This is a genomic window from Paraburkholderia sp. GAS33, assembly GCF_050436645.1.
Lineage (GTDB): Bacteria > Pseudomonadota > Gammaproteobacteria > Burkholderiales > Burkholderiaceae > Paraburkholderia > Paraburkholderia phenazinium_B.
In genome coordinates this window covers 252,493-276,645 of sequence record NZ_JBNDMP010000003.1, presented here as the reverse complement: position 1 = coordinate 276,645, position 24,153 = coordinate 252,493, and the positions used below count along the sequence as shown (strand labels likewise).

Annotated in this window: 24 protein-coding genes; 2 read left to right on the top strand and 22 right to left on the bottom strand. The window is 63.5% G+C overall.

All coding sequences use genetic code 11. The features are described from left to right. Nucleotides 1-27: 27 nt before the first annotated feature. The 17 genes from P3T24_RS11445 to P3T24_RS11365 all read right to left on the bottom strand — a co-directional run bounded on the left by P3T24_RS11445 (nucleotide 28) and on the right by P3T24_RS11365 (nucleotide 17,341). Entirely contained in the window at nucleotides 28-1,275 is a 1,248-nt protein-coding gene (locus P3T24_RS11445; RefSeq protein WP_429434623.1) for a beta-ketoacyl-[acyl-carrier-protein] synthase family protein, read from the bottom strand. Then, nucleotides 1,272-2,498, bottom strand: coding sequence for a beta-ketoacyl-ACP synthase (locus P3T24_RS11440; RefSeq protein ID WP_429434620.1), 1,227 nt, complete (start codon nucleotides 2,496-2,498; stop codon nucleotides 1,272-1,274). The genes P3T24_RS11445 and P3T24_RS11440 overlap by 4 nt, the downstream gene beginning before the upstream one ends. Beyond that, nucleotides 2,498-3,223, bottom strand: coding sequence for a 3-ketoacyl-ACP reductase FabG2 (locus P3T24_RS11435; RefSeq protein WP_074266733.1), 726 nt, complete (start codon nucleotides 3,221-3,223; stop codon nucleotides 2,498-2,500). Before P3T24_RS11435 ends, P3T24_RS11440 begins: the two co-directional genes overlap by 1 nt. After that, nucleotides 3,220-3,717, bottom strand: a complete 498-nt coding sequence (locus P3T24_RS11430) for a hotdog family protein (protein WP_429434618.1) — start codon at nucleotides 3,715-3,717, stop codon at nucleotides 3,220-3,222. Before P3T24_RS11430 ends, P3T24_RS11435 begins: the two co-directional genes overlap by 4 nt. An 8-nt stretch (nucleotides 3,718-3,725) precedes the next feature. After that, complete coding sequence (locus P3T24_RS11425) at nucleotides 3,726-4,910, bottom strand: beta-ketoacyl-[acyl-carrier-protein] synthase family protein (RefSeq protein WP_429434616.1); 1,185 nt, start codon at nucleotides 4,908-4,910, stop codon at nucleotides 3,726-3,728. Next, nucleotides 4,907-7,327: an MMPL family transporter gene (locus P3T24_RS11420; RefSeq protein ID WP_429434613.1), complete on the bottom strand. Its 2,421-nt coding sequence runs from the start codon at nucleotides 7,325-7,327 to the stop codon at nucleotides 4,907-4,909. The genes P3T24_RS11425 and P3T24_RS11420 overlap by 4 nt, the downstream gene beginning before the upstream one ends. Next, nucleotides 7,327-8,037 carry a LolA family protein gene (locus P3T24_RS11415; RefSeq protein WP_429434611.1) on the bottom strand — a complete coding sequence of 237 codons (711 nt, stop codon included), beginning with the start codon at nucleotides 8,035-8,037 and terminating at the stop codon, nucleotides 7,327-7,329. Before P3T24_RS11415 ends, P3T24_RS11420 begins: the two co-directional genes overlap by 1 nt. Further along, nucleotides 8,025-8,456 carry an acyl-CoA thioesterase gene (locus P3T24_RS11410; RefSeq protein WP_429405931.1) on the bottom strand — a complete coding sequence of 144 codons (432 nt, stop codon included), beginning with the start codon at nucleotides 8,454-8,456 and terminating at the stop codon, nucleotides 8,025-8,027. The genes P3T24_RS11415 and P3T24_RS11410 overlap by 13 nt, the downstream gene beginning before the upstream one ends. After that, nucleotides 8,453-10,045 carry an HAL/PAL/TAL family ammonia-lyase gene (locus tag P3T24_RS11405; RefSeq protein WP_429434608.1) on the bottom strand — a complete coding sequence of 531 codons (1,593 nt, stop codon included), beginning with the start codon at nucleotides 10,043-10,045 and terminating at the stop codon, nucleotides 8,453-8,455. Before P3T24_RS11405 ends, P3T24_RS11410 begins: the two co-directional genes overlap by 4 nt. Continuing rightward, on the bottom strand, nucleotides 10,032-11,798 hold the full coding sequence (locus P3T24_RS11400; RefSeq protein WP_429434605.1) for a glycosyltransferase family 2 protein: 1,767 nt from the start codon (nucleotides 11,796-11,798) through the stop codon (nucleotides 10,032-10,034). Before P3T24_RS11400 ends, P3T24_RS11405 begins: the two co-directional genes overlap by 14 nt. After that, a complete protein-coding gene (locus P3T24_RS11395; protein WP_429434603.1) occupies nucleotides 11,795-13,486 on the bottom strand; it encodes an AMP-binding protein in 1,692 nt (563 codons plus the stop codon). Before P3T24_RS11395 ends, P3T24_RS11400 begins: the two co-directional genes overlap by 4 nt. Then, nucleotides 13,483-14,103, bottom strand: a complete 621-nt coding sequence (locus tag P3T24_RS11390) for a hypothetical protein (RefSeq protein ID WP_074269244.1) — start codon at nucleotides 14,101-14,103, stop codon at nucleotides 13,483-13,485. The genes P3T24_RS11395 and P3T24_RS11390 overlap by 4 nt, the downstream gene beginning before the upstream one ends. Nucleotides 14,104-14,216: 113 nt before the next feature. Beyond that, complete coding sequence (locus P3T24_RS11385; protein WP_074266724.1) at nucleotides 14,217-14,468, bottom strand: acyl carrier protein; 252 nt, start codon at nucleotides 14,466-14,468, stop codon at nucleotides 14,217-14,219. Nucleotides 14,469-14,470: 2 nt separating this feature from the next. After that, a complete protein-coding gene (locus P3T24_RS11380; protein WP_429405922.1) occupies nucleotides 14,471-14,770 on the bottom strand; it encodes a phosphopantetheine-binding protein in 300 nt (99 codons plus the stop codon). Next, complete coding sequence (locus tag P3T24_RS11375; RefSeq protein ID WP_429434600.1) at nucleotides 14,745-15,539, bottom strand: lysophospholipid acyltransferase family protein; 795 nt, start codon at nucleotides 15,537-15,539, stop codon at nucleotides 14,745-14,747. The genes P3T24_RS11380 and P3T24_RS11375 overlap by 26 nt, the downstream gene beginning before the upstream one ends. After that, nucleotides 15,523-16,218 (bottom strand): beta-ketoacyl synthase chain length factor, encoded by a 696-nt coding sequence (locus tag P3T24_RS11370; RefSeq protein ID WP_429434597.1) that lies wholly within the window; start codon nucleotides 16,216-16,218, stop codon nucleotides 15,523-15,525. Before P3T24_RS11370 ends, P3T24_RS11375 begins: the two co-directional genes overlap by 17 nt. 262 nt (nucleotides 16,219-16,480) lie before the next feature. Beyond that, nucleotides 16,481-17,341, bottom strand: a complete 861-nt coding sequence (locus P3T24_RS11365) for a polysaccharide deacetylase family protein (RefSeq protein WP_429434594.1) — start codon at nucleotides 17,339-17,341, stop codon at nucleotides 16,481-16,483. 648 nt (nucleotides 17,342-17,989) lie between these two features. Between P3T24_RS11365 and P3T24_RS11360 the strand changes: the two genes are divergently transcribed. Continuing rightward, nucleotides 17,990-18,160 (top strand): hypothetical protein, encoded by a 171-nt coding sequence (locus P3T24_RS11360; RefSeq protein ID WP_167379420.1) that lies wholly within the window; start codon nucleotides 17,990-17,992, stop codon nucleotides 18,158-18,160. A gap of 55 nt (nucleotides 18,161-18,215) precedes the next feature. Here P3T24_RS11360 and P3T24_RS11355 read toward each other — a convergent pair whose 3' ends face one another. Together P3T24_RS11355 and P3T24_RS11350 are read right to left on the bottom strand one after the other, a co-directional pair. Next, nucleotides 18,216-18,929 carry an OmpA family protein gene (locus P3T24_RS11355; RefSeq protein ID WP_429405915.1) on the bottom strand — a complete coding sequence of 238 codons (714 nt, stop codon included), beginning with the start codon at nucleotides 18,927-18,929 and terminating at the stop codon, nucleotides 18,216-18,218. A 660-nt stretch (nucleotides 18,930-19,589) separates the two neighbouring features. Then, on the bottom strand, nucleotides 19,590-19,901 hold the full coding sequence (locus P3T24_RS11350) for a hypothetical protein (protein ID WP_429434592.1): 312 nt from the start codon (nucleotides 19,899-19,901) through the stop codon (nucleotides 19,590-19,592). On the opposite strand from P3T24_RS11350, the gene P3T24_RS11345 reads away from it, so the two are divergent. Further along, nucleotides 19,882-20,109: a hypothetical protein gene (locus P3T24_RS11345; RefSeq protein ID WP_429434589.1), complete on the top strand. Its 228-nt coding sequence runs from the start codon at nucleotides 19,882-19,884 to the stop codon at nucleotides 20,107-20,109. The two genes, P3T24_RS11350 and P3T24_RS11345, sit on opposite strands and share 20 nt — an antisense overlap. A 197-nt stretch (nucleotides 20,110-20,306) precedes the next feature. Here the strand turns inward: P3T24_RS11345 and P3T24_RS11340 are convergent, their stop codons facing one another. From P3T24_RS11340 to P3T24_RS11330, 3 genes are all read right to left on the bottom strand, one after another. After that, nucleotides 20,307-21,230 (bottom strand): dihydrodipicolinate synthase family protein, encoded by a 924-nt coding sequence (locus P3T24_RS11340; protein ID WP_429434586.1) that lies wholly within the window; start codon nucleotides 21,228-21,230, stop codon nucleotides 20,307-20,309. Between the two features lie 17 nt (nucleotides 21,231-21,247). Further along, entirely contained in the window at nucleotides 21,248-22,975 is a 1,728-nt protein-coding gene (locus tag P3T24_RS11335; protein WP_429434583.1) for an IlvD/Edd family dehydratase, read from the bottom strand. Nucleotides 22,976-23,331: 356 nt separating this feature from the next. Next, nucleotides 23,332-24,087, bottom strand: coding sequence for an SDR family oxidoreductase (locus tag P3T24_RS11330; protein ID WP_429434579.1), 756 nt, complete (start codon nucleotides 24,085-24,087; stop codon nucleotides 23,332-23,334). Nucleotides 24,088-24,153: the final 66 nt, after the last annotated feature.

Below are 24,153 nucleotides of genomic sequence, written 5' to 3'. Positions count from 1 at the left end.
TGTTAATTGTTAAAGTCAGCGGAAACGTCATGCGCCGTTCCAGGCGCGAAATATCAGGCTCGCGCAGCTGCCGCCGAACCCGAATGAAACCGACATGGCCGTCTCGACGCGCGCTTCGCGCGACGTCCGGACGAGCGGCATGTCCCCTACGGCAGGATCAATCGTTTCGATGTCGCGGGTCCCTGCGATATAGCCGTCCCGCATCATCAGCAACGTGTAGATCGCTTCGTGCGCACCGCAGGCGCCGAGCGGATGGCCGGTCAATCCTTTGGTCGACGAGAACGGCGGCACCTCACCGCCAAATACCGCGCGCAACGCATGCAGTTCTTCGAGGTCGCCGCGCGGGGTCGAAGGGGCGTGCGTGTTGATGTAGTCGGGACGCACGTCGGCTTCATCGAGCGCCTCACGCATCGCACGCGCAATGCCGGGCGCGCGCGGCGCGACCATATCGGCGCCGTCGGTGCAATGACCGAAGCCGATCAGCTCTGCCTGGATGCGCGCACCGCGCGCGAGCGCGTGCTCGAGCGATTCGAGCAGCAATACGCCTGCGCCCGAGGCCATCACGAAGCCGTCACGCGCGACATCATAGGGACGCGATGCGTGTTCGGCGTCATCGTTGGAGCCTCGTGACAGCGCGCCCATGGCATCGAACATCAGCGTCATGTTGTCGTGCAACGCTTCGCTTCCGCCCGCGAGAACGATCTGCTGACGGCCCGTCTGGATCAGTTGCAGTGCCTGGCCAATCGCGAGCGCCGATGTCGTGCAGGCCGACGACGGCGAGTAAGTCGTGCCCTCAAGCCCAAACACGTGCGCCACATTCGCGGACGTCGTGCTGCCCATGCATTGCGGCACCGTGTACGGCGGGACGCGGTCTATCCCGCGCGCCGTGGCGATCGCCATGGAGACATCGTAGGTCGACATGGTCCCGACGCCCGAGCCGATCACAGCGCCCGCTTGCGGCGAATGCAGGGCAGCCGGATCGAGCCGGGCATCGTCGAGCGCGCTGCGTACTGCGTGACACGCGAAGCGGGCGGTGTCGCCCATGAAGCGTTCGAGCTTGCGTTCGAAGGGCGCCGCGCCGCCTACCGATGCAACGCCCGCCACCTGGCTGCCAAACCCGCGTTCGCGCCACGCGTCGATGCGCGAGACGCCGGAGCGTCCCGTTCGTAAGCGAGCCGATACATCGTCAAGCGTATTGCCGAGACAGGACACGATGCCCATGCCCGTGATGACGACGCGGCGCAGGCCGCGCGCGGTATGTGTCGCCTGGCTCATCCGGCGCGCCTGAAGATCAGCGAAGTATTGATGCCGCCAAACGCGAAGTTGTTGCTCATCACGTATTCGGCTTCGAGCGTGCGGCCCTCGCCCACGATGTAATCGAGTGCCGCACAGGACGGATCGACGTTGTCGAGATTGAGCGTGGGAGCGAACCAGTTGCGCTTCATCATTTCGATGGTCCACCACGCCTCGATCGCACCGCACGCGCCGAGCGTATGGCCGATATAGCTTTTCAGCGAACTGATCGGCATGCGTGAGCCGAAGACCTGCGCGGTGGCACGGCTTTCCGCGACGTCGCCCAGATCTGTTGAGGTGCCGTGCGCGTTTACATAGGCAATTGCTTCGGGCTGCAAGGCAGCGTCCTGCAGCGCAAGCGTCATGGCGATCGCCATGGTTTCGGCGGTCGGCTGCGTCATGTGCGCGCCGTCCGAATTGCAGCCGAAACCGACAATTTCCGCGTGAATGCGCGCACCGCGCGCCACTGCGTGTTCGTATTCTTCGAGCACTAGCGTGGCCGCGCCTTCGCCCACCACGAGACCGTCGCGCTTCACGTCGAAGGGGCGCGGCGTCAGATGCGGTTCGTCGTTGCGGGTGCTGGTGGCATAGAGCGTGTCGAACACGGCGACCGCGGGCCCCGACAGTTCTTCCGCGCCGCCCGCCAGCATCAACGTTTGCTTGCCCTGAGCGATCGCTTCATACGCGTAGCCAATCGCCTGGCTGCCCGACGCGCAAGCCGACGACGTAGGCACGATCCGCCCTTTCAGGTCCCAGAACAGGCTGACGTTGACGGCCGTGGTGTGCGGCATCATCTGCACATAGCTGTTCGAGGTCACGTCGCTCATCGAGCCGGTGTCGAGCATTTTGCCGAACGCCCGGATCGGGTCGACCGAGCCCGACGACGAGCCATAGGCGACGCCCATGCGTCCATCGCTAATAGACGGTTCGTCGAGCAGGCCTGCATCGCCCAGCGCCAGTTCGCTCGCGCGCACCGCATACTTCGAGACCGGACCCATCGAGCGGGTCTTTTTGCGCGGATAGTGCTCGGGCGTGACGAATCCCTGCAACGGAGCCGCGAGCCGCGTGTGCAGCGACTGGAAGTAATCCCACTCCGGCACGCGCCGCACGGCATTTTGGCCGCGTTTCAAGGCCGCCTCGATGTCGTCCCACTGGCTGCCGAATGCGGACACGCCACCCATTCCCGTTATGACGACGCGCTTCATCACACCATCCCGCCGTTGACGCCGATCACCTGGCGCGTAATATAGGAGGCCGCATCGGACATCAGGAAGCCCACCACCGCCGCTACTTCGACGGGCTGGCCGACGCGGTTCATCGGTACGGCTTTCAGCGCGTGCTCGAGCGGCAGTTCGTCGAGCATGCCGGTGTCGATCAGGCCCGGCGCCACGCTATTGACGGTGATGTTGCGGGTCGCGAGTTCGACCGCAAGCGCTTTGGTCGCCCCTATGAGCCCGGCCTTCGCCGCGCTGTAGTTGACCTGGCCGCGATTGCCGGTCACACCGGAAACCGACGCGACGGTTACGATCCGTCCACCCTGGCGCGCGCGCACCATCGGCATGGTGAGCGGATGCACGACGTTGTAGAACGCATCGAGACCGGTTTCGATGACGATGTCCCAGTCTTCGTCGGTAAGCGCAGGGAAGGCCGCGTCGCGGGTCACGCCTGCGCAGCAGACGATGCCGTAGTAGGCGCCATGCGCATCGACGTCCGCTTCGAGGGCGGTGCGGCACGCAGCGCGATCGCGCACGTCGAACTGCAATACGCTCGCCGTGCCGCCTTGCGCGGCGATGCCCGCGGTGACCGCTTCGGCTTCGCTGCGTCCGGTACGGCAGTGAACGGTCACCGCAAAGCCGTCGCCGGCCAGTTGATAGGCGATCGCGCGGCCAATTCCACGGCTTGCGCCGGTAACGAGAACACGCCTGCTCATGACCTGAAACCCTCTTCGATAAATGACTGAAAATCGCGCGGCCGAAATACCTTGATGACGGCTTCGGCACCCACGAGATCATCGTGCCGGATGACGCATTCATAGGCGCCGTGGCCTTCTTCGCCGCGCAATAGCTCTTTGACTTCGATCCGCAGCAGCGCGTCGCGCGCAAATGCCGGGATGTGTGCTTCGTAGCGGTGCGAGCCGAGTAGCACGCCGGGGCGCATCTTGTTACCCGCGCGCATCTCGAGCAAGCCGACGTGCGCCGCGATTGCTTGCGCCATCAGTTCGATGCCGATCCAAGCGGGCATCGCGCCGTCTGCGTTGGCGTACCACGCGTCGCTTTCTACGTGTGCCTGGGCCGTCAGCGATTCGTCGTTGCATGCCAGCACCGCATCGATCAGGCGCATCGTCCCGCGGTGCGGCAGGATGTCCTCGACAGGCGGAAACGCTTCGCCTTCGACGTTTTGACTGGGTGGATTGGACTGGATCATGACGTCGCTCACCGTCCGAGTATCACGCTGACGTTGCTGCCGCCGAACGCGAAAGAATTGCTCATCACGTATTGTGCGCCCGCATGGCGCGGCAAAAAACGTTCTGTCTCGACGAGGTCGAGCACCGGCAGTTCTGCATCGGCCTCGCCATCCCACAGATGACGCGGCAATGCGACGTCGTCGCGCGCGAGTGTGAGCCACGCGAAGCCGAGTTCGTTTGCGCCCGCCGCGCCAAGTTGATGGCCGGTGAGCGGTTTGGTGCCGCTGGCCGCGACACCGTTGGGGAAGACCCGCGCCATCAGGTGCGCTTCCATCTGGTCGTTCTTGCGAGTGGCCGTTGCATGCAGGTTCACGTACCCGATCGACGACGGCGCAAGACCAGCATCATCGAGCGCGGCGCGCAACGCCTGTTCACCGCCGACGCCTTGCGGATCAGGCGCTGAGATGTGATGCGCGTCGCTCGATTCGCCGGCGCCCGCGAGCACGACCGGTCCTTCGTCGCGGCTCATCAGAAATACGGCTGCCCCTTCGCCGATATTGATCCCGCGGCGATTGCGACTCAGTGGATTCATGCGTGTCACGCTGGTCGATTCGAGCGAGGCGAAACCCTGAACTGTCAGTTCGCAGAGCGAATCGACACCGCCGGCTATGACTGCGTCGCACAGGTTCAATTCGAGCAGCCGGCGCGCCGAGATCACGGCCTTTGCGCCCGAGGTGCAGGCCGTCGATACGGTAAACGCCGGTCCTTCCACGCCGAGCGCCGCAGCGGCGAACGGCGCAGCCGTGCCGATTTCCATCTGGCGATAGTCGAAGCCGGCAGGCATCTCACCCGTTTCCGCGTGTTGCGTCAGAGCGGCTTCGGCTGCGCTGATGCCCGATGTGCTGGTGCCGAGCACCACGCCGATACGGCGAGCGCCGTATCGTTCGCGCGCCGCTTCGATGGCGGGGCGGATCTGCGCGAGCGCGGCCAGGAGCAAACGGTTGTTGCGGCAGTCGTAGTACGCGAGCCCAGCGGGCGGCGCGAGCTCCAACGCGCTCGTGACGCGCCCGACGAAGGTCTCGCCGAGGCGGGTTCGCAGCGTACCCATGCCGGGAGCCTGTCCGTTAGCGAGCGCCACGACGATCGACGGCACGTCGTGGCCGAGTGCGTTGATCATGCCGAGCGCATGCAGATAAACACGTGACGTGCTCACGCCGGCTCTCCCTCAGTGCGAGATGTTTGTTGTTTCGACGGAATGCCAATGGGCGCGAGCAGCACGGACACCATGATGCCCAGCGACAGCGTCGCGCCGAAGCTGCGCAACGCCGGCATCGAGCTCATGCCGAGCATGCCGAACGACAGCAGCGTCGTTGCCGACGACAGCAGCACGCCGGTCCACACCGCGCCGGGGTCTGCATCGACGCGCAAGGTGCCTTCGCGCAGGAACACGGCATAGTTTGCGCCTACGCCGAGCACGAGCATTAGCGCAAGCCAGTTGAACAGCGTGAACGGGACGTGCGCGTAACCAAACGCCCCGAGCGTGACGCCAACCGCCAGCAACACCGGCAGCGTCACGGCGAGGCCGCCGCGCGCCCGGTAGCGCACCATCAGCAGGATCAGCACCAGCAGCAGCGCGCCCGCGAGCCAGACGGCGGCATCGACGCGATATTCGCCGAACAGCTTCGACACGCTCGCAGCCTTGTCGACGAAACTCACGCCCGGGACTGCGTGCGCGGCGTCGAGCAGTGCGGGCTCGTTAGCCGCTGTGACGCTTTGCGGGATCACGACCGCGGCGAAAGCGCGGGGTGTCGTCTGCGTTTCGCCGAGCCACAAATGACGGAACGGCTGCGACCATGGAGCGGCGAGCCACCTGTCGATGGTGAGCACAGAGGGGGCTGATTTCCCGTAGTCCGCGAGCCAGGTATCCACGACTTCGTCGCGAAACCCGGCCTGCAGCAGCATCGTGCGCAAGGCCGCAGGGTCATTGAACACGTGGGCGGCCAGCAGTGCGTGATCGGCTTGTTGCCGCTGCGCGGACGGCACGAATGACGTCACCGATTGCCAGTTCCCCGCACTCGACGTTCCAGTCAGCGCATCGAGTTTCGTACCGAGCGCTTCGGCACGCTCCAGCACGATCTCCGGCGTTTCGCCACGCACCACGAAGAACTGCGCCGTATTGTCGACGCCCACTGCGCGAGCGACTTCGCGCTCCTGGGCGACGAGGGTCGGGTCGCGCTGGATCAGCAGGTGGATGTCGTCATCGCTTCTCAGTTGCAGCCAGCCCGGCGCGGAAGCGATTATCAGCAACGCAGCCAGCCACACAGTCCGGCGGCCGCCGATCAGCGCATGCCATTTCTTCAGGAGACGTGCCGCGGCCTTGAACACGGATTGCGGGCTGCGAGCCGGTGCGCGGGTAAGCAGCGTCGGCAACAGCAACAGGACCGAAGCGAAGGCGATCGAAATCCCTGCGATCGCAAAGCACGCAATCTGCTTGAGGGCGGGGAACGGTGCGCAGGCGAGGATCGCGTAACCAAGCAGGCTCGTCGCGAGCGCAACGCTCAGCGCGGGCGCAACTGCCCGTGCGCCGCGTTGCGAATCCCAGCCGCGTTGCGCGCCCAGATAGACGACAAAATACTGGATCGAGTAATCGACCGCTTCGCCGATCAGGCTCGCGCCGAAGACGAGCGTCAGCAGATGCAGTTGCCCGAAGACGAGCAGCGTTACCGCGAGGGCGCCGACGATGCCGAGCGCTGTCGAAACGAAACCGAGCAGCAGCAACCGTGGCGAGCGAAAGATCCACAGCATCAGCAGAGCGATGCCGCACATCGATACGAGGCCGATGGCGTGCATCTCATGTTCGGAGGCGCTGCGCGCCGCCTGGGCGTAGAACACGGCACCGGTTCTGGCGAGCTTGACGTCAGGGTACGACCGCTTCAGTTCTGCTTCACCGCGTGCGACAGCAGCGAGCACCGCGCGCTGGGTCTGCGTTTCGTAGGCGGAGCCGGGCAGTGTTGCCATCACCAGCACGCTTGTCGACGCGCCGCGATGCGAGACCAGCAGGCTGTCTTCGATTTGCAGATTCGAGGTGGCAAGCGGCAAATCGTCCAGCCAGTGCTCGAGCCAGCCGAACGGGTCGTCGCCGAGCTGGGTGGCGAGGCCGCCTTCGGCGGGTGCGTAAAGACGGCGCTGCAGGATGTCATGCAGATTCTGCGGTGCGCCGGCCAGCAGCGTGCGATCAGCTGGTGTGAGCAAGCCGAAGCGGTAGGGCATGTACAGCGCGCCGATCTGCGACATATCGAATGGCGGCAAGGTCGCCGTCACGGAGCGGAACGCGCCAGTCGCGGACAGCGTCGCGCCCAACTGCTTTGCGGCAGCCTTCGCATGGGCCGCGTTGTCACTCGTGACCAGCAATACCGTGCGGTCGCCGAGCGCGGCGGCGAGCTTGTCGACGGCTTCTTCTGCGACTGGGTCCGCCTCTGTAGCCGGCAACAACGCGAGCAGATTCGTCTGCAGCGGCGACGGGCCGGCGAAGCGCCAGCCGCAGTACAACGCCGCGGCGAGCGCGAACACCAGCCACGCGGCGCGCATGCCCCATGCCTGTTTCGCGCTTCGCGTGTGCAATACGTCCACTACGGCGCTCCGAACAACTGCTTCTCGGCGGGCGTCAGGTCGGTCACCGGCGTGCTGTCTGTGAAGTCCAGGCTGGTGACGTCGCCGCTCGCGAGCGTAATGCGCAAGGTGCGCAGATAGTTGCCGCCGCTCATCTGTAATTCCTTGATCGCCTGGGCGAGCTGCGGTTGATTGGGCGTGAGTTGCATCTGCCACAGCGCCGACGTGCCCACTGCTTGCACGTCGAATTGCGAGTAGAGCGCCGAAAGATCGCCACCGAGCATCGCGCGCATCATCCCCGACACCTCAGCGACGCCGTGCGGACCTGACGCGCCGTGAGGGCTGGCTCCCGTCACGCGCTGCCCAGCGGCGTTGACTTCGCTCACGCCTGCATCGGTGATCAGATAGGTTGCCTGGTACGGCGTCTCGACGTGCCAGACGACCCCACGTCCACGCATCAGCAGCAGAGATCCTGAACTGACCAGCGGCTGTTTCAGCGCCGCACGGGTTTGCGTCTGGGTGAAGCGCGCGCGGATGCCATTTGCGCGCCCCAACTGCGCGGCGATCTGCGATACGAGATTGGTGCTTTGAGTCGAGCCCGAGGCTGCGGAGGCGGTCGGCGGCGCGGCCGCAGCAGCGGCGGCGCGTGCCGGTGACACCAGGAGCTGCAGAGCGAGGCTCGCCGCCGCTACCAGCATCACCTGCGCGACGCGTGGTCTTAACGTGCCCATACGCGCTCCAGCTTTTCGAAGACGACAGGCGGCGAGACGAACTGCAATTCCTGAGTGGCTGCGTTGACCGCGACCTGCGTCGTATAGCCTTTCGTCAATCGCGTGCCGGATGCCAGATCGACGATTTCATAGCCTATTTTCAGGCGGTTTTCGTATTCCAGCAGTCGCGTGCGTACTTCGAGTTTCTGGCCGTAAAGGGCCGGGCGCACGTATTTCAGATGTGCTTCGACGACAGGCCATAGATAACCGGACGCCTGCATCTCCGGATAGTCGTAATCGAATGCCCGCAGCAGCGCAGCGCGGCCTGCTTCGAAGTACTTCAGGTAGTGACCGTGCCAGCAGACGTTCATCGCGTCGACATCGTGAAACGGCACTTCCACTGCCGCGCTCGCCGTCAGAACTTTGGATAAATCGCTCATTGCGCGCCTCCGCCAGGGTGCTCGACCAGCTTGCATGCAGCGATACGCGCGGTCAGGGCGCGCAGGTCCGCCTCGAGCGCGCGATCTTCGTCAACGAAAGGCGAGCTTGCGCTCACGCTCTCCACAAACGCTTGCAGCGGATGCGGGACGAACGTCGCATCGTTGATCCGCAGACGCAGACGGACCGCCTGCACGGTGGCAAGCGTATGCGCCGCGGCGACCTGCTCGGTCAGTTCCAGCACACGCAGGCAATCGCGCGCGGCGATCGTGCCCATGCTGACCTTGTCCTGATTGTGCGCTTCGGTGGAACGCGAGAAGACGCTCGCGGGCATGGTCTGCTTGAGCGCTTCGGCCGTCCACGCGGACGACGAAATCTGCACGGCCTTGAAGCCGTGATTGATCGGCGCGCGCGCCGAGGTTGCACCGGAGAGGTTGCGTGGCAGCCCGTTGTTGAACTTGTCGTCGACAAGCAAGGCCAGTTGCCGGTCCATCAGATCGGCGAGGTTGGCCACGGCGGTCTTCAACGCGTCCATTGCGAAGGCGATGTGACCGCCATAGAAGTTGCCGCCGTGCAGCACGCGTTCGCTATCCGGATCGATCAACGGGTTGTCGTTGGCGCTGTTCAGCTCGTTCTCGATATCGCGGCGCATCCAGCTCAGTGCGTCACACGTCACGCCGATCACATGCGGCGCGCAACGGATCGAATAGCGGTCCTGCAGACGGTGGCCCGGCGTGTCATCGCGGCCGGTGAGGTCGTCGCGAATCCAGGCGGCGGCTTCGGCCTGCCCGGCGTGCGGTTTCGCTTCGAACAGCAACGGATCGAAATGCGCGGCGCGGCCGTCGAGCGCGATGGTCGACAGTGCGGTCAGGCGCGCAACGAGCCGCGTCAGATGCGCGGCACGCGCGAACGCGAGACATGCGAGTCCCGTCATCACCGCGGTGCCGTTCATCAGCGCGAGACCTTCTTTCGGCGCGAGCGTGAGCGGCTCGTGTCCGAGTTCGGCCCACACTTCCCGCGCCTCCTGCAGGCGGCCGCGGAACAGCACCTCGCGCTCGCCCACGAGTGCCGCCGCGACGTACGACAGCGGCGTGAGATCGCCGCTTGCGCCAACCGATCCTTCGGCCGGAATACGCGGCAGCACGCGATGGTTGATCAGATCCGCGACACGTTCGAGCAGCACCGGCCGCACGCCGGAGAAGCCGTAGGCAAGCGAATTGAGGCGCGCGGCGATGACCGCAAGGGTCTCGTCGTCATCGAGGTGCCGGCCCATGCCGCAACCGTGATAGCGGGTGAGCTGAAGCGGCAGGGCTTCGACCAGCTCCATCGGCACATCGACCACGCAGGCATCGCCATAGCCGGTGTTGACCCCGTAGACGGTCGCGCCTGCGGCAAGATGGCGGCGCAGGAAGTCGGCGCCGCGCGCGATGCGCTCACGCCAGGCAGGATCGGTGCTCAGAGCGACCGGTGCACGTTGCTGTGCAATGGCAACCACCTCTTCGATCGTCAGCCGCCGGCCGCCGATCGTGATGGGTCCCGCTTCCGCTCGCGTCACTTGTCTCACGTCCCGAGTCAGATCATTTTCGGCCATGTGCGCCTCCGCTGGGGCGCGCCCAGAAATCGAAAAAGTTGAACCATTGATAGGGCGCCTTGCGGCAATAGTGCTCGAGGCGTGTGGCATAACGTTGGGCCCACGCGGAAATGTGCCGCTCGCGTTCGCGGCGCGGCAGTTCGATGCGCTCGGCGAACGGCTCGAAATACAGGCGGTAGCCGCCGCGCTCCTTCAGGCAGAAGAACAGATAGACGGGACACTCGAGCGCATGCGCGAGCACGTAGGGTCCCTGAGCGAAGGGCGCGCTCGCGCCGAGAAACTGCGCGGTCGTGGTCCGGCCCATCTGGCGGGCAGGCGTGCGGTCGCCTACGATCACCAGCAGTTCGCCGCGCGCCACGCGCTCCTGCATCATCATCGCGGTTTCCGGGCCGAAGTCGTTCACTTCCAGCAGATGCTGCGTGAATTCGCGGTTCGCCGAAGCTAGAACGCTGTTGAAACGGCGCGCGTGCTCCGTATAGACGACTGCTGTCACCTTGGTTTGCGCGCCGCGTACCGCAAGCGCGCGGGCCATCTCCAGATTGCCGAGATGCGAGCCGATGACGAGCGCACCGCGGCCGCTTGCGAGCAGGTCGTCCAGTGCACGGGCATCGTCGAAATTGAAGTCCGCCGGTGCGATCCGGCCCGACCACGCCGTCAGTTTGTCGAAGCCGGACTGCGCGAACGCGAGCATGTGGCGGTATGCGGAGCGCCATCCCGGATGTGGGGTTTCTTGCTGTGGCGAAGCCTGTGCAAGGTGCTCGAAGTAGCACCGCGACGCTTCGCGCGCAGGGCGGCCAGTCAGCAGGAAGTACGCGACGATCGGATGCAGCCACCACGCGGTGAGCCGTGGGCCAATTGTCTTGCAACCGAGCGCGAGCAACATCATGCCGAGGCGGCTGCCGCGTTCGGCCATGCGCCACCAGGCGGCATGGCCTTCGTTGGCATCGTTGCGTTCGTTGGCACCGGTAGCGCTTGTCGCGCTGGCGTCGTCGTCGGCCTTAACGGCTTGCCGCGGCATCACCTTGTGCAGCAGCAGTAGCGGCAAACGGCACAGCATCCCGGCGACGAGCCGCGTATGCGTGCGGCTGATCCGCACGTTGTCCCACAGCACGTCGAAGTGGGATACCCCGTCCGTCGCATAGGTCACGGGCGTTGGAATCGCGATGAATTCGACGCGGCGCCAGTGCAGACGCACGAGGATTTCGATGTCGAAGTCCATGCGCGTGCCGAGCTTTACCTTGTCGATCAGCGCGCAAGCAATGTCGAGCGGATACAGGCGGAACCCGCACATCGAATCCTGAATTGTGAGCGAGAGCGTTTCGATCCATACCCAGACATGCGTCACATAGCGGCCGTAGAGCCGCGATTTCGGCACGCTCGCGTCATACACCGGCCGGCCGAGAATCACCGCGCGCGGGTTGGCCTGCGAGGCGTCGAGAAAACGCGGTACGTCGGCGGCATCGTGCTGACCGTCGGCGTCGATTTGCAAGGCATGCGTGTAGCCTGCCGCGCGTGCGGCGCGCAGACCGGCCATGACCGCCGCGCCTTTGCCGCCGTTTACCGGCAGACGCAATAGTGTGAGTTGGTCAGCGTGTTGCTGCGCCAGTGCGGCGAGCACCTGCTGGGTCGCCTCGTCGCTGCCGTCGTCGACGACGTAAAGCGGCAGGCCGTGCACGACCAGATTCGCCACAGTCGCGCCAATCGCGTCCTTGTGGTTATAGATAGGGATCACGATGCAGGCAGCGTTGCTCATGCAGGCTCCCTGTAGACGATCGCGCCCGAGGCGCAGTCGCGCTCTCCAAGACGATAATTGAACTGGATCCGTTGACGCGACGCATCGTGCGTGAGCGTCAGCTTGAGCTGCGCGCCGGGTGGCACCGGCGCCATGAATTTGAGGCGGTCTATCGACGCGACATTGGTCGCAGCGGGCACCTGGACTGCAGCGAGCTTGATGGCCCAGTCGACCTGTACGACACCGGGCAAAATCGGCAAGCCGGGGAAGTGCCCCGCGAAGTGGACCAGCGTGTGTGGCACGTGCAGTTCGTAGAAGAACACGTCGCCCTGTCGAGCCTCGGCCAGCACCTCGACACCGTCCGCGCGCGCCTCGAAGGTTGCGGCGAGCGCGGCGGCCGGAAGCTTGCCGCGTGCATCGAACGGCAAGGCGAGGCGAAAGCGCCAGTGACGCGGCAGCACGACGAGATCGAAATATGCGGCCAGATGACGGCGCAAGGTTTTCACAAGCGCCACGCGTCCGCTCGTGCGCAATGCTTCGATGCCCGCTTCGGTCAGCACCACGACAGCGCCGGCCCGTTCACGCGAGGCGTTCGTGAGCCGCGTCACCGCAACTTGCGCGACGAACGGATGCTGCGCGATACGCGCTTCGAGCTCGGCTAGCGAGAGGCGCTTGCCGTCGAGTTTGATGACGCGATCAAGGCGTCCCAGCAGACGGAAGCGGCCGTCGCTGTCGAAGGCGGCTTCGTCGTCGGTGCGGTGCCACTCGTCGTGGCCGAGGTGCGGCGAGCGCACACTGAGTGCGCCATCTTCGGCACGCTGGACCAGAATGCCGGGCATCGCCCGCCACGCGTCCGACTTGTTCTGCTGGCGCCACGCAATGCCGCCGGTTTCGGTGCTGCCGTACACCTCGAGCGGCGCGGCGCCGAAACGCTCGGCGTATTGACGCGCCGTTTCGGCCGCGAGTGGGCCGCCCGACGAGAAGAACGCGAGCGGCGCCGGCGTCAGTGTCGCGAAGGCCGGCAGATCGGGCCAACGCGACAGTTGCGCCGGCGTGGACACGACGACTGCCGCGCCGCATTGGGCGATGCGTGCCTGGAGCGCCTGCGGGTCGGTGCTGACGGTGCGATCAAGTGCACGTCCGGCCGCCAGCGGCCAGAACACGCGAAACAGAATCCCGTAGATGTGGTGATGCGGAACGCTCGCAAGAACCGTCGCCTCGCCGAGCATGTCTCCCCATTGCTTTTCAAGCGTATGGACTTCGGCGTTGAACTGGGCGAGCGTCTTGTGAACGGGCTTCGGCGCGCCGCTACTGCCCGACGTGAAGAGCGTCAGGCGAGCGAACGGATCGATTGCCCACGTGTCAGCTGGCTCATCCTCGCGCGCCGCTTCATGTTCCAGTGTCGCCAGATCGGCCGCCGTGAAGAGGCAGTCGTAGGCATCGGCCAGATCCGCGAGATACCCCGGCGTGGCGTTGGCCGGAATGACCGGCTCTTTGCCGCTCGCGAGCAACGCGAAGAGCGTGCAGGCAAAGTCGAACGGATCGTCGAGACACAACGCGTAGCGCTTTGCCGGCTGCGCCCGCAGCGCGGCAGCGAGCCGCAACGTGCGGGCCCGGAAGAAAGCGAAATCAAGGACGGTGTCGGCGTCGCGGCACACGGGTGTGTGATCGGCGCGCGCCGAGACCAGCAGGTCATGCAGCGCGATCATGATGCCCCCGAACCCGCGGCTCTCGGCAGCATGACGAAGCGGCGCCACGCGATCTCGGCTAGCAGCAGCACGCCGATCAGCACATAGGCGAGCGCACCGTTATACAGCGACCAGGCTTCGCGCCGCCAGCACAATGCGGTATAGACGGAGAACGCGCTATTCAGCGTGAAAAACACACACCAGAGCTGCGTGATGCGACGGGTATAGCGGATCACTTGCGGAGTCGGATCGGGATTGTGCAGACGGGCGAATTTTTCGACCATCGACGGGCCGTCGACGAGTGTGGCGCCGAATGCGACCAGCAGGCCAAGATTGACGAGCGAAGGATAGAGCCGCAGTAGCAGTTCGCTGTTGGTCCACACGATCGCCACCGACGCGACATTGAGCACCGCGGCGACGCACCAGTCGACCGGCGTTAGCCGCCGCAGCGAGCTCGCGAATGTACCGGTGCCGGCCCAGCGTTGCAGCCAGAGCAGAGCGAACAGCATACAGCCGACGTAGCGCGGCGCATCCCAGTGCCAGGCGCACAGGATGACTAGCGGGTAAGCGAGCTTGGTGGCGATGCTCAGCGGGCCGCTGAATTTCCCGCCGGGTTTGCCACTCCGGTTGCCACGCATTTTTCCCTCGCCAGGCACGGCGACCTTCGCCGGTGCAGCGAGGTCCTCATCAGCCTCGGTATCGTGCGCGGCAGCTTCGACGGCCTGCTGTTTGCACGAGGGGACGGACAGCATCAGTCCTGTGCCGCGAGCAGCGATTCGATCGCACTGATCACGTCGCCGACCGTGCGGACCTGCTTGAACTCTTCCGGTTTGATACGGCGGCCTGTCATTTCCTGCAGCTTGATCGCGAGGTCGACGGCGTCGATGCTGTCCAGATCGAGTTCTTCGAACAGATGCGCTTCGGGCGTCACACGTGCCGGCTCAATAGCGAAGTTCTCTTTGAAAATGGCGCGAATGCGCTCCAGAATTTCTGCCTCGGTCACGATTATTCCCCTGTGCTTGCGGTTGCGCCGACTGCGGCGGCCGTATCCTGCTGACTGGCGATCAGCGCCGCCAGGCTGCTGACCGAGCGAAAGTGATCGCGCATGCGCGGGTCATCTGCGCTGATAACCAGGTGGTATTGCTTGCGCAGCACGATGCCGATCTCCAGCGCGTCGATCGAATCCAGTCCGACGCCGTCCGTTTCGAAGAGCGGCGCGTCGTCGTCGATATCCGCGGGCGTCAGGTGTTCCAGATCGAACGCTTCGATCAGGAGCTGCTTAATTTCCAGTTTTAAAGAATCCATAGTCGAACAGGTGCTGGGTAATGTGCTTCTCGATAGCATGGGTCACGCTGCGTGCTGCAAGGGACGGCGGTTCATCCTGAATCGCGAGCTGCTCGGCCCCGACGGGATCGAGCACGTTCACGCTGATACGGAACGGACGCGGCGGCACATCGTACCAGCGCATTTCCTTCGTAAAAGCTGGTGGATTGCAATTCATCAGGACCGGGACAATCGGCACCCCCGCATCCAGCGCAATATAGGCAAAGCCGCGTGAAAACGCGTGCAACCGGTTCGGCGCGGGACTGCGCGAGCCCTCGGGGAAAATGATCATCGTATGGCCCGCGGCGAGCTGGCGCGAGCAGTCCGTGACAAATTCGACCGGGTCTGCATTGCTCACATAAGCGGCCGCGCGCACGATGCCCCAGAAGCAGGGATTACCCCAGTGTGCGTTCTTCACCACGCAGCAGGCCGACGGTACCAGCGAGAGCAGCACTACGACGTCGAGATACGTCGGATGATTGGCCACGACGATGGCCGGGCCGCTGGCGCGCAATCTCGCCACGCCTTCGACTTCGAGTTCCATCACGCCGGTCCACTTCAGGGCCGCGACGAGTGCCCGAAAGAAATAGTGAATCACCGTCGTGACCGCACGTTGACGGGAGGCGGCATGCGGCCACAGGCAGACGAGCGGATAGGCGAGGATCGAGAACAGCATGCCGCAGATGCCGAACACCACAAAGCTCATGCCCGTGGCGAAGAGCCGCCAGCCGTAATTAAGCCGTGCGGTCATGCCATCTCCATTGCCAGCTGACGTTCGCGCTTTGCCACGCTGCGGGCTGGCGGGAGTCGAGGCAGCGGACAAGCGCCTCGCTTTGTGTGGAAAGGCGCGGGTCAGCCCCGTTTGCCTCGTCCGTTCCGCTGACGGCGCATTCCAGGTGACCTTGGGCGGTGTCTGCGTCGACCAGGATTGCGAGGGCGCCTTCCTGGATTTCGTCCGCGACGTTGCCGTACACCGCATCGGCGGGCTCGTCGGCATAGACGACCAGCACTGGCGGCGAGGGTTGCTGCATGTGTTGCGCGTAGGCTTCGAGCAACGCATAGCCTAGCGATTCCGGGCCAGCCGAGATGGCCGTCGCGGGCGAGCGGTCGCCGCGCGCAATGCCGAAGATGCCGGACATGGCGTTCAGGACAGACAGGCTGAAGGCGTTCGGCGAGACCTGCTCGGCCGCGGTGATGTTGCGCAGGATGTCGGTGGTGCGCCGCAACTCCCCGTGTCGCGATGCGAACACCATGCGTATGGCCTGTTTCCCGTCCGTACAGTCGTGCGCTACCTTGAGCGCCGCCTTTGACAGGGAGCTCAGGCGTCGACGCACCATCGGCTCAATAAAACCTGTATCGGGTTTCGTCGCGGACATGGGGGACCAGAAGGACCAGTATGCTACCGGCATGGTCCAGCGCAAATCGGGCATATCGGTGTTCTTATATTGAGGCTGCAACTGCTTCGGGTTTAGCCATCAGAACGAATTGGCAAATTTCGTTAAAAGACAGCGCGTTACGGACCCTAACGATGTGCAGCACGGATACAGCGTGTTTATCGATAGGTACGTTAACGGCATTTTGCGCGAATTATATAGGGCCGGGAATAGAAATAATCTGCCTCGGCCGATACTGACGAGGTTTAACGCGTACTGCGAAGCAAATTGGCATTAAGCCGGAATCGTCGCGAACTTTTTACTCGGAAGTGAAAGCCTGACGTAATGTGATAAAGCGAAGCCCTTGTTGCCTGGCCGCTTCAACCACATGAGGCAAGACAGAGAGCAGAACAGGCTGGCCGTTAGCGGCGGTCGCGGCATTGCCGTCGTGCACGAGAAGGATGTCGCGCGCCGCGAGGTTGTCGAGCAGGCGTTGCTGGACCCGTCCGGGATCCGTTTCGCGAGTGTCGAAGCCGCGTTTCGTCCAGGCCACGAGGCGCAGATCGAAGGCCTGCAGCACCGGTTCGAGAAGGACGTTGCGCAGACCCGCCGGCGCACGGAAGAATAGCGGGCGCTCGCCGGTGAGTTCGGTCAGCGTGCGTTGTGCCGTTGCCACTTCCCGGGCCAGTGCGATTGGACCTTTTACCGAGAACGTGTGACGGTGCGTCTGCGAATGATTTTCCACTGCGTGACCGCGCGCCACGATCTCGCGGGTGAGCGACGGATAACGGCGGGCCAGCGTACCGATGCAGAAGAATGTGGCGCGAACGCCATGTCGATCGAGCAGATCGAGTACCTGCGGGGTGACGACGGGGTCTGGGCCATCGTCGATGGTCAGCGCGATGGAGTTGGCGTTGCCTGCGACCTCCGGCAACCGGGTCCAGTTTGGCCCGAGCACCGATGAGCGCGGCCATAGTCCTGCCGCCGTGACAGCGGCATGGTTGATGGCGGTGCCCGCAAGCCACCACGGCCATGATGATGGCGCGAGCGCACAACCGGCCAGCGCGGCGGCATGCCAGGCGGCGGTCAGCTTCAATGCATTGGGGTGGCCTGTGACAGGCCAGCGACGTGAGGACGTCGTGTCCAATCCGAGGGGCACCCGCGAGACGGGCTCGGTCATCCTGCTTCTTCGACTCTCTAATAGACGGCCGGCTACGCGGTGGTCTTCCCGACGCAAATTACGTTTGCGAAAGGGGCGGATCCGCGATGTCCGGCGCATTCGCTCAAGTCCGAAGTTTATTGCATGAGCGGGGATTGGTGTAGCGCCAGACGACGAGGTGTGGCGTGAGAGCCGTTTTATTTGTGGCGGGACTTTACGCTCGTTCGACTCTGTGCAAACGGGAAGTACGTTGCGGGTGGAAGGCGTCGTACGTTGGTCGCTCGCTGGTCAATGTATTGGTTAAGGTGAGAGGATTCGGGATGGTGAGGACTTCCAGGAGTTGCTGCTTATAAGGTGAGGAGTTCCAGGAGATCCCGAACAGCGCGTGTTGTTGCTCGAGACGAACTCAAGCGCTTACATCGGCTTACTTAGAGCAACAGGAAGTAGAAGCATCGGATTGCGCAAACGATGTCTCATGTCTTGCTAAAGCGTGTGTAAACAAGGGTGATTCAGCGAATACCCGCGTACGCTGGCGACAAACTTCTGTACGGTTTTGTAACTACGTTCTCAAACGCGATCCTTCGTCGGTTGATATGTTCTGGGCATTGCATTTCACGGATTCTGAAGCGACGGTATCCGTGCTCGCAATACCTCACGAAGGAGAAACACATGAGAAAGTTAGCGATAGTAGCGGCCCTGGCTGCGTTGACGGCAACCCTGAGCGGTTGCTGGTGGGGACCGGGCCCAGGTTGGGGCGGCCCCGGTGGCGGTGGTCCGGGTGGTCCCGGCGGCGGACCGCATGGCTCGATCGCGGTGCCCACCAACACTGCTCAAGGATAAGTCTTGGCTATGGATGGGCCGGCGCACCCTGCGCCGGCTTTCTGCGTGTGTGCGGCTAGTCGCGCACGTACGTGACGATCTCCACGCGACGGTCCGGTTGCAGGCATCGAACCAGATCCGCGTTATCCATATTGCCGCATTGGGTCACGGGGTCTTGGCTGCCGAGTCCGTCGGCGCGAATCTTCTGCGCCGGCACACCTTGCTGGACCAGTACCGCCTTGACTGCTTCGGCTCGCCTTCTGGATAGCTCCATGTTGTAGGAATCGGACCCGAGCCGGTCGGTATAGCCGCGTACCTCGACGTGACCGAAAGGATTCGCACGCAGTCGTGCCGCGATTTGCGAGAGGTCTTGCAGACCCGCGGGGCGAATGTCGTTGACATCACCCCGGTCGAAAGGAAACAGCGCGTCCGCAGACAGACGCTCGACGCGCGGCGGCGGGGGCGGCTCAGGCGCGGGTTGCACCGTCGCCGGATACACACCATAGGCAACACGCGGTTGCGTGACCCACCCACCGGTAACCCACACATAACGGCCATGTTCCCACTGCCAGTAGCCGTGGTGCCACATATATCCAGGGCGGGGCGGCGGAGCATATTCGCGAACCGGAGCAGGAACCGGTACGAGCACGACCTGTGCGAAAGCGGCTGGCGCCGTTGCGGCGAGCGCCGCGGCAGCGATCAGCGTGCGTACCATCACGCGTGAATACGAGGCCCGTTGACGGGAGGAGCGCGCGCGGTCTTCGACCGGTTTTGATTTTAGGAACGTCATGAGACAACTCCGGATTGTTGTGGGGCGCCTTGGTTGAAATCGGCACATGCGCATTCTAGAAAGAGCGCATATGACAAGCTCTCTCGGTTTGTAACGAGACGTGTGCGGTGTTACGGATTCCCGGCTCAGGCCCTGTGGCTGGGGCTGACGCAATTGAAAACAATGGTTAAACGGCTGAGACCGAATTGACGAAGGTGAGGATATTCGGGGGCTGCCGCAGAAAGCACAGCGACGTTAAACATGTCGCGAGTTCAACCCGTTGACATCTCAATTGCTGTTTAAAGGCTTACCTGGGAATGCAGATTAATTGCAGCTGCGCTCCAAGGTGAGGTTTTTCGGGAGCCAAGGCTCGCAACGAAGAGGTGCGGCTTTAAGCTCGTGTCGCCTTCACCTTTCGACGATCTTCGGTGAGGATTTTCCTGGGCATGCTTATCACCTTGCCGATCAAAATCAAACCTGATTTGCTCCTCGACGAAGCGCGCGTTGCACATCCCTGACGCCGGACTCATAACCTCATGCGTTTCAACCACTTGCGTGGTTTGCCCGCGAGTTATGCACACCCTTGCAAACAGAATCTGTGGACAACTTCGTTGCCGTAGCGGCCTTCATCCCTGTGAATGGAGAAATGGGATAAACGATATATACTGTTTTGCGTATTTCTCACCCGGAGATAACCATGGCCGCACCCAGCACCAGGAAGCCGAGCAAGAAAGCCACTCCCGCATCGAGTCGCGCAAACGGCAGAACCAAGCCCGCTGTTGCCCCCGCTGCGGCGCCGGAGAAGCCCGCGGTGCCTGCCAGAGCGGCCAGGGCGGCCAAAACCGCCAAGCCGGCCAAGCCGAAGGCTGCGGCGCCGAAAACTCCCCGTGTGAAGCCAGCCAAGTCTGTAGAAACGAAGCCAGATAGCGTCACGGCAGAACAAAAAGCAAAGCGCCTGAAGAAGGAAAAGGTGGTGCGCGACAGCTTCACCATGCCGAAGTCGGACTACGAAAAACTTGCAGCGCTCAAGCAGAAGTGTCTGGATGCGGGCGTGGCCGTCAAGAAGAGCGAGTTGCTGCGCGCGGGTCTGCTGCTGCTCGAAGGGGTGCCGATTGCACGATTGCTCGATGCGATTTCGGCCGTCGAAACGGTCAAGACAGGGCGGCCGGCGAAATCGTCGCAGCACGACGCGGCGCAGTAAGCGGCGAGACTGCTGGGTGCCAGCAAAGCGGCCTTTTTAGTCTCCGTCGCAATGCGCTGCTGGCGAAAGGTGAGTCTTTTCGGGAGCGTGGCTTGAGCGATGCCGCCAACGCTCGAGCGCTGTGTGACGCGGTTGGTTTTCATGGATCACCGCACGCTGCACGCCGCGCGCCATGAACCGGCCCGGCCAACCGTCACTCACGGCAACGGCCCGAGCGTATGCGCAAAGCGCCGAGCTGCTTCGAGACCGAAGCGGCTCGGCAGCAACTTCGTGTCGCGATCGTGCTGTACCTCGAAACCCATGCGCCACGCGGCAATCCGTTTGCCGTAGCAGATCAGTGTATCGAGCGACTGCATCACGAATACGATGCCGGGCAGCACCTCGCGATACAGCGTCTCAGCGCGAGCCACATCGCCGTTCGCAAATGCTTCGTAGACACGTTGTTGCCAGTCGAAGCAGTCCGGCGCCACGATCATGCCGGCGCAGCCGGCGTGCAGATTGTCGAGCAACTCCAGGCCGCCGCGCCCGTTCAGTACCGGCATCAGATGGCCGACGCGTGCAATGGTCTCCGCGAGCACGATCGACGGCCCTTCGCCTTTGAGCAGCCGGAAGTTCGGACATCGCACGGCGAGTCGTTCGAGACTATCGGGCGAGAGTCCCACGCCGAGATATTCGGGAGCGTTCTGGATGCCCATGGGTACGTCGAAGCCGTCCATCACCGCAGCGAAAAAATCGAAATAGAAAGTCTCAGGTTGAGGCGCGGTGCCCGGCGGCAACGAGGGCGGCTGCAGGATAAGCCAGCTTGCGCCTTGCGCGAGCGCGAAGCGGGCCAGTTCGCGTTGAGCCTCGACCGAGGTGCCGCTGACAGTCACCGCGAGCGGCAACGCGCCGCCGCTATCTTCAATCGCCCACTGGATGACCTGCTCGCGTTCGACGCGCGAGAGCTTGTTGACCTCGGTCGCCAGTCCCAACACGGCGACGCCGGGCGCACGAGCCCCGACGACAGCTTGCATCTGTCTGCGCATGGCTTCCCGATCGAGCTGGTTGTGACGATCGAAATACGCGTAGAGAATCGGATAGATGCCTGCGATTCGAGGTTCGCTGGTGCGGGACGAGTCCATGGCGTCGAGCCACCTGTTCAATGAGAATCGCGCGGCACGGCTGCGCCACTCGAGCCGACGAGAAATTCCAGATCGGCACCGAGGTTGGCCTGCTGGACGCTATCCACGTACAGCTTGTACCAGCCGCGCTCAGGTGACGGCGGCGCTTGCCAGGCCGCCTTGCGACGCGCCAGCTCGGCGTCGTCCACATCGAGATGGAGTCGGCGTCCCGTTACGTCGAGTTCGATCATGTCGCCGTCCTGCACGAGCGCCAGCGTACCGCCCGCGGCCGCCTCCGGGGCGACGTGCAAGACCACCGCGCCGTAGGCCGTGCCGCTCATGCGGCCATCCGAGATGCGCACCATGTCCGTAATGCCCTGCTTCAACACCTTGGGCGGCAGCGGCATGTTGCCGACCTCGGCAAAGCCCGGGTAGCCCTTCGGTCCTGCGCCTTTGAGCACCATGACGCAAGTGGCGTCGATATCGAGGTTGTCGTCGTTGATCCGTGCGTGCAGATCTTCAACGCTTTCGAATACCACCGCGCGGCCTCGATGTTGCAGCAGCGCCGCCGTTGCCGCCGACGGTTTGATCACAGCGCCGTCGGGCGCCAGGTTTCCCTTCAGCACCGCGATCCCCGCCTTCGCTTTGAACGGTTCCTCAATCGGGAAAATGACCTTGCGGTCGAAGCATTCAGCCTGGCTCACGTTGTCCCAGATCGTGCGGCCGTTCACGGTCAAGGCATCGCGATGAAGCAACTCCGCGTGGCCTAGTTCGCGCAGCACCGCAGGCAAACCGCCCGCGTAATAAAAATCTTCCATCAGGAATTCGCCCGACGGCTGCAGGTTCACGAGGCAGGGCACATCGGAGCCGTATTCCCAGTCTTCCAGCTTCAGGTCGACGCCGATGCGTCCGGCAATCGCCAGCAGGTGAACCACGGCATTGGTCGAACCGCCGATCGCGGCGTTGGCGCGAATCGCGTTTTCAAAAGCCGCACGCGTCAGGATTTTGTCCATCGTGAGGTCTTCGTTGACCATCTCCACGATGCGGCGCCCCGCCATGTGAGCCAGGACCTGGCGGCGCGCATCGACGGCGGGAATGGCGGCGTTGTGCGGCAATCCCATGCCGAGCGCCTCGACCATGCTGGCCATGGTCGAGGCTGTGCCCATGGTCATGCAGTGGCCGCGCGAACGGTTCATGCAGCTTTCTGCCTCAATGAACTGCTCCATGTTCATCGTACCGGCGCGAACCTGCTCGGACATTTGCCACACGCCGGTGCCCGAGCCGATTGTCTGGCCGCGATAACGGCCGTTTAGCATCGGACCGCCCGAGACGGCAAGGGTCGGCAGATTGCACGACGCTGCGCCCATCAGCAGCGCAGGCGTGGTCTTGTCGCAGCCGCATAGCAGAATCACGCCGTCGATCGGATTGCCGCGAATCGACTCTTCGACATCCATCGAAGCCAGATTGCGAAACAGCATCGCCGTGGGCCGCAGGTTCGACTCGCCCAGCGACATGACCGGAAACTCCACCGGAAATCCCCCCGCCTCGTAGACGCCCTTCTTGACGTACTCGGCCAGTTCCCGAAAGTGGGCATTGCAGGGTGTGAGTTCCGACCACGTATTGCAGATGCCGATTACCGGCCGGCCGTCGAACAGATGGTGTGGCAGTCCCTGGTTTTTCATCCACGAGCGGTGAATGAAGCCATCCTTATCGGCTTTGCCAAACCAGGCCTGGCTGCGCAGAGGTTTTCTGGTGGGACTGTTCACAGGTGTCTCCTTTGATGCGCTTCAATCAAGCTCTTTGCAACGCGACGCTTGCTGCGCTGTTTGCCATGAACTTTAGGAGCGGCCCGGAGGTTCGTCAATCAAAGTGCGGGTGTCCCCATATCTGAAGCTGCCTCGCTCGACCTTGACACGTCGTGTCACGCGAGAACGCCCGGTGCGAAACGACGACGCCAGGTCAAAGGTGAGTACTTTCGGGAGCGCGACGGCGTCGCGAGATGTCGTGACTTAAGGTGAAGAAATCGCCTGACGGAGACGCACTGCTTGAGATGCGAGCCCGCGGACCGGCAGCCGAAATGGTGAGGATATTCGGGAGCCGGACGCCGCAGGCGGTGCAAGTGTCAACTGCGCTGGGTCAAGTCGCGGATATCCGCGACGGGCGTTTCTCCAAACGCATCGCTCAAGACGAAGTCGATCAACTGGGTAGCGCACGCCGCAGGTGTAGACAGCTGGCCGTTGCGTTTAAGTTCTTCGAATCGTTCGCGCAACGGGAATTGCTCTTTGCCGCTGCCGCGAATTTCCGCTTGCATGTCGGTATCGATCACGCCCGGCGCGACGCTGCAGATACGTAGTGCGCGATTGGTGTCGAGAACGACTGCGCGTGCGTGGTGATCCAGCGCGGCTTTGGTCGCGCAGTAGATGCTCCAGCCCGGATAGGCGTTGCGCGCCGCACCGCTCGAGATATGCGCGATCCGCCGGTCGCTTGCTGCCACGCTCACTTTGGCGACAGCGCTCGCGAGCATCAATGGCGTCGCCACGTTCAGGCCTACCGCGCTGGCGATTGCGCCCGCGTCCTGCGTTTCGATGGGACCCACCGGCTGCACCGTACCGGCATTGTTGAAGAGCAGCACGCTGTGCGCACCTTCGACGAAGCGGCTCAGCGCGTCGCCAGTGAGCCATTGCGCGACTCGCGAAGGATCGGCCAGATCGACTTCGATTTCTTCGAGTGTGTGCGGGAAACGTTGCGCGAGTGCTATGTTGCGCGAACGCGAAAGTCCCAGCACGGCTATGTCGCGCGACAACAGCTGTTCGGCAAGCGCAGCTCCGACGCCACGTGTATGGCCAGTAACGATGGCGCGAGTAATGGATGTGGTCATGATGATTGGCGGCGAGCGCCTGAGGCAAGAGGTGAGGCTGAGCATTTTCTCACGATGCACCGTGAG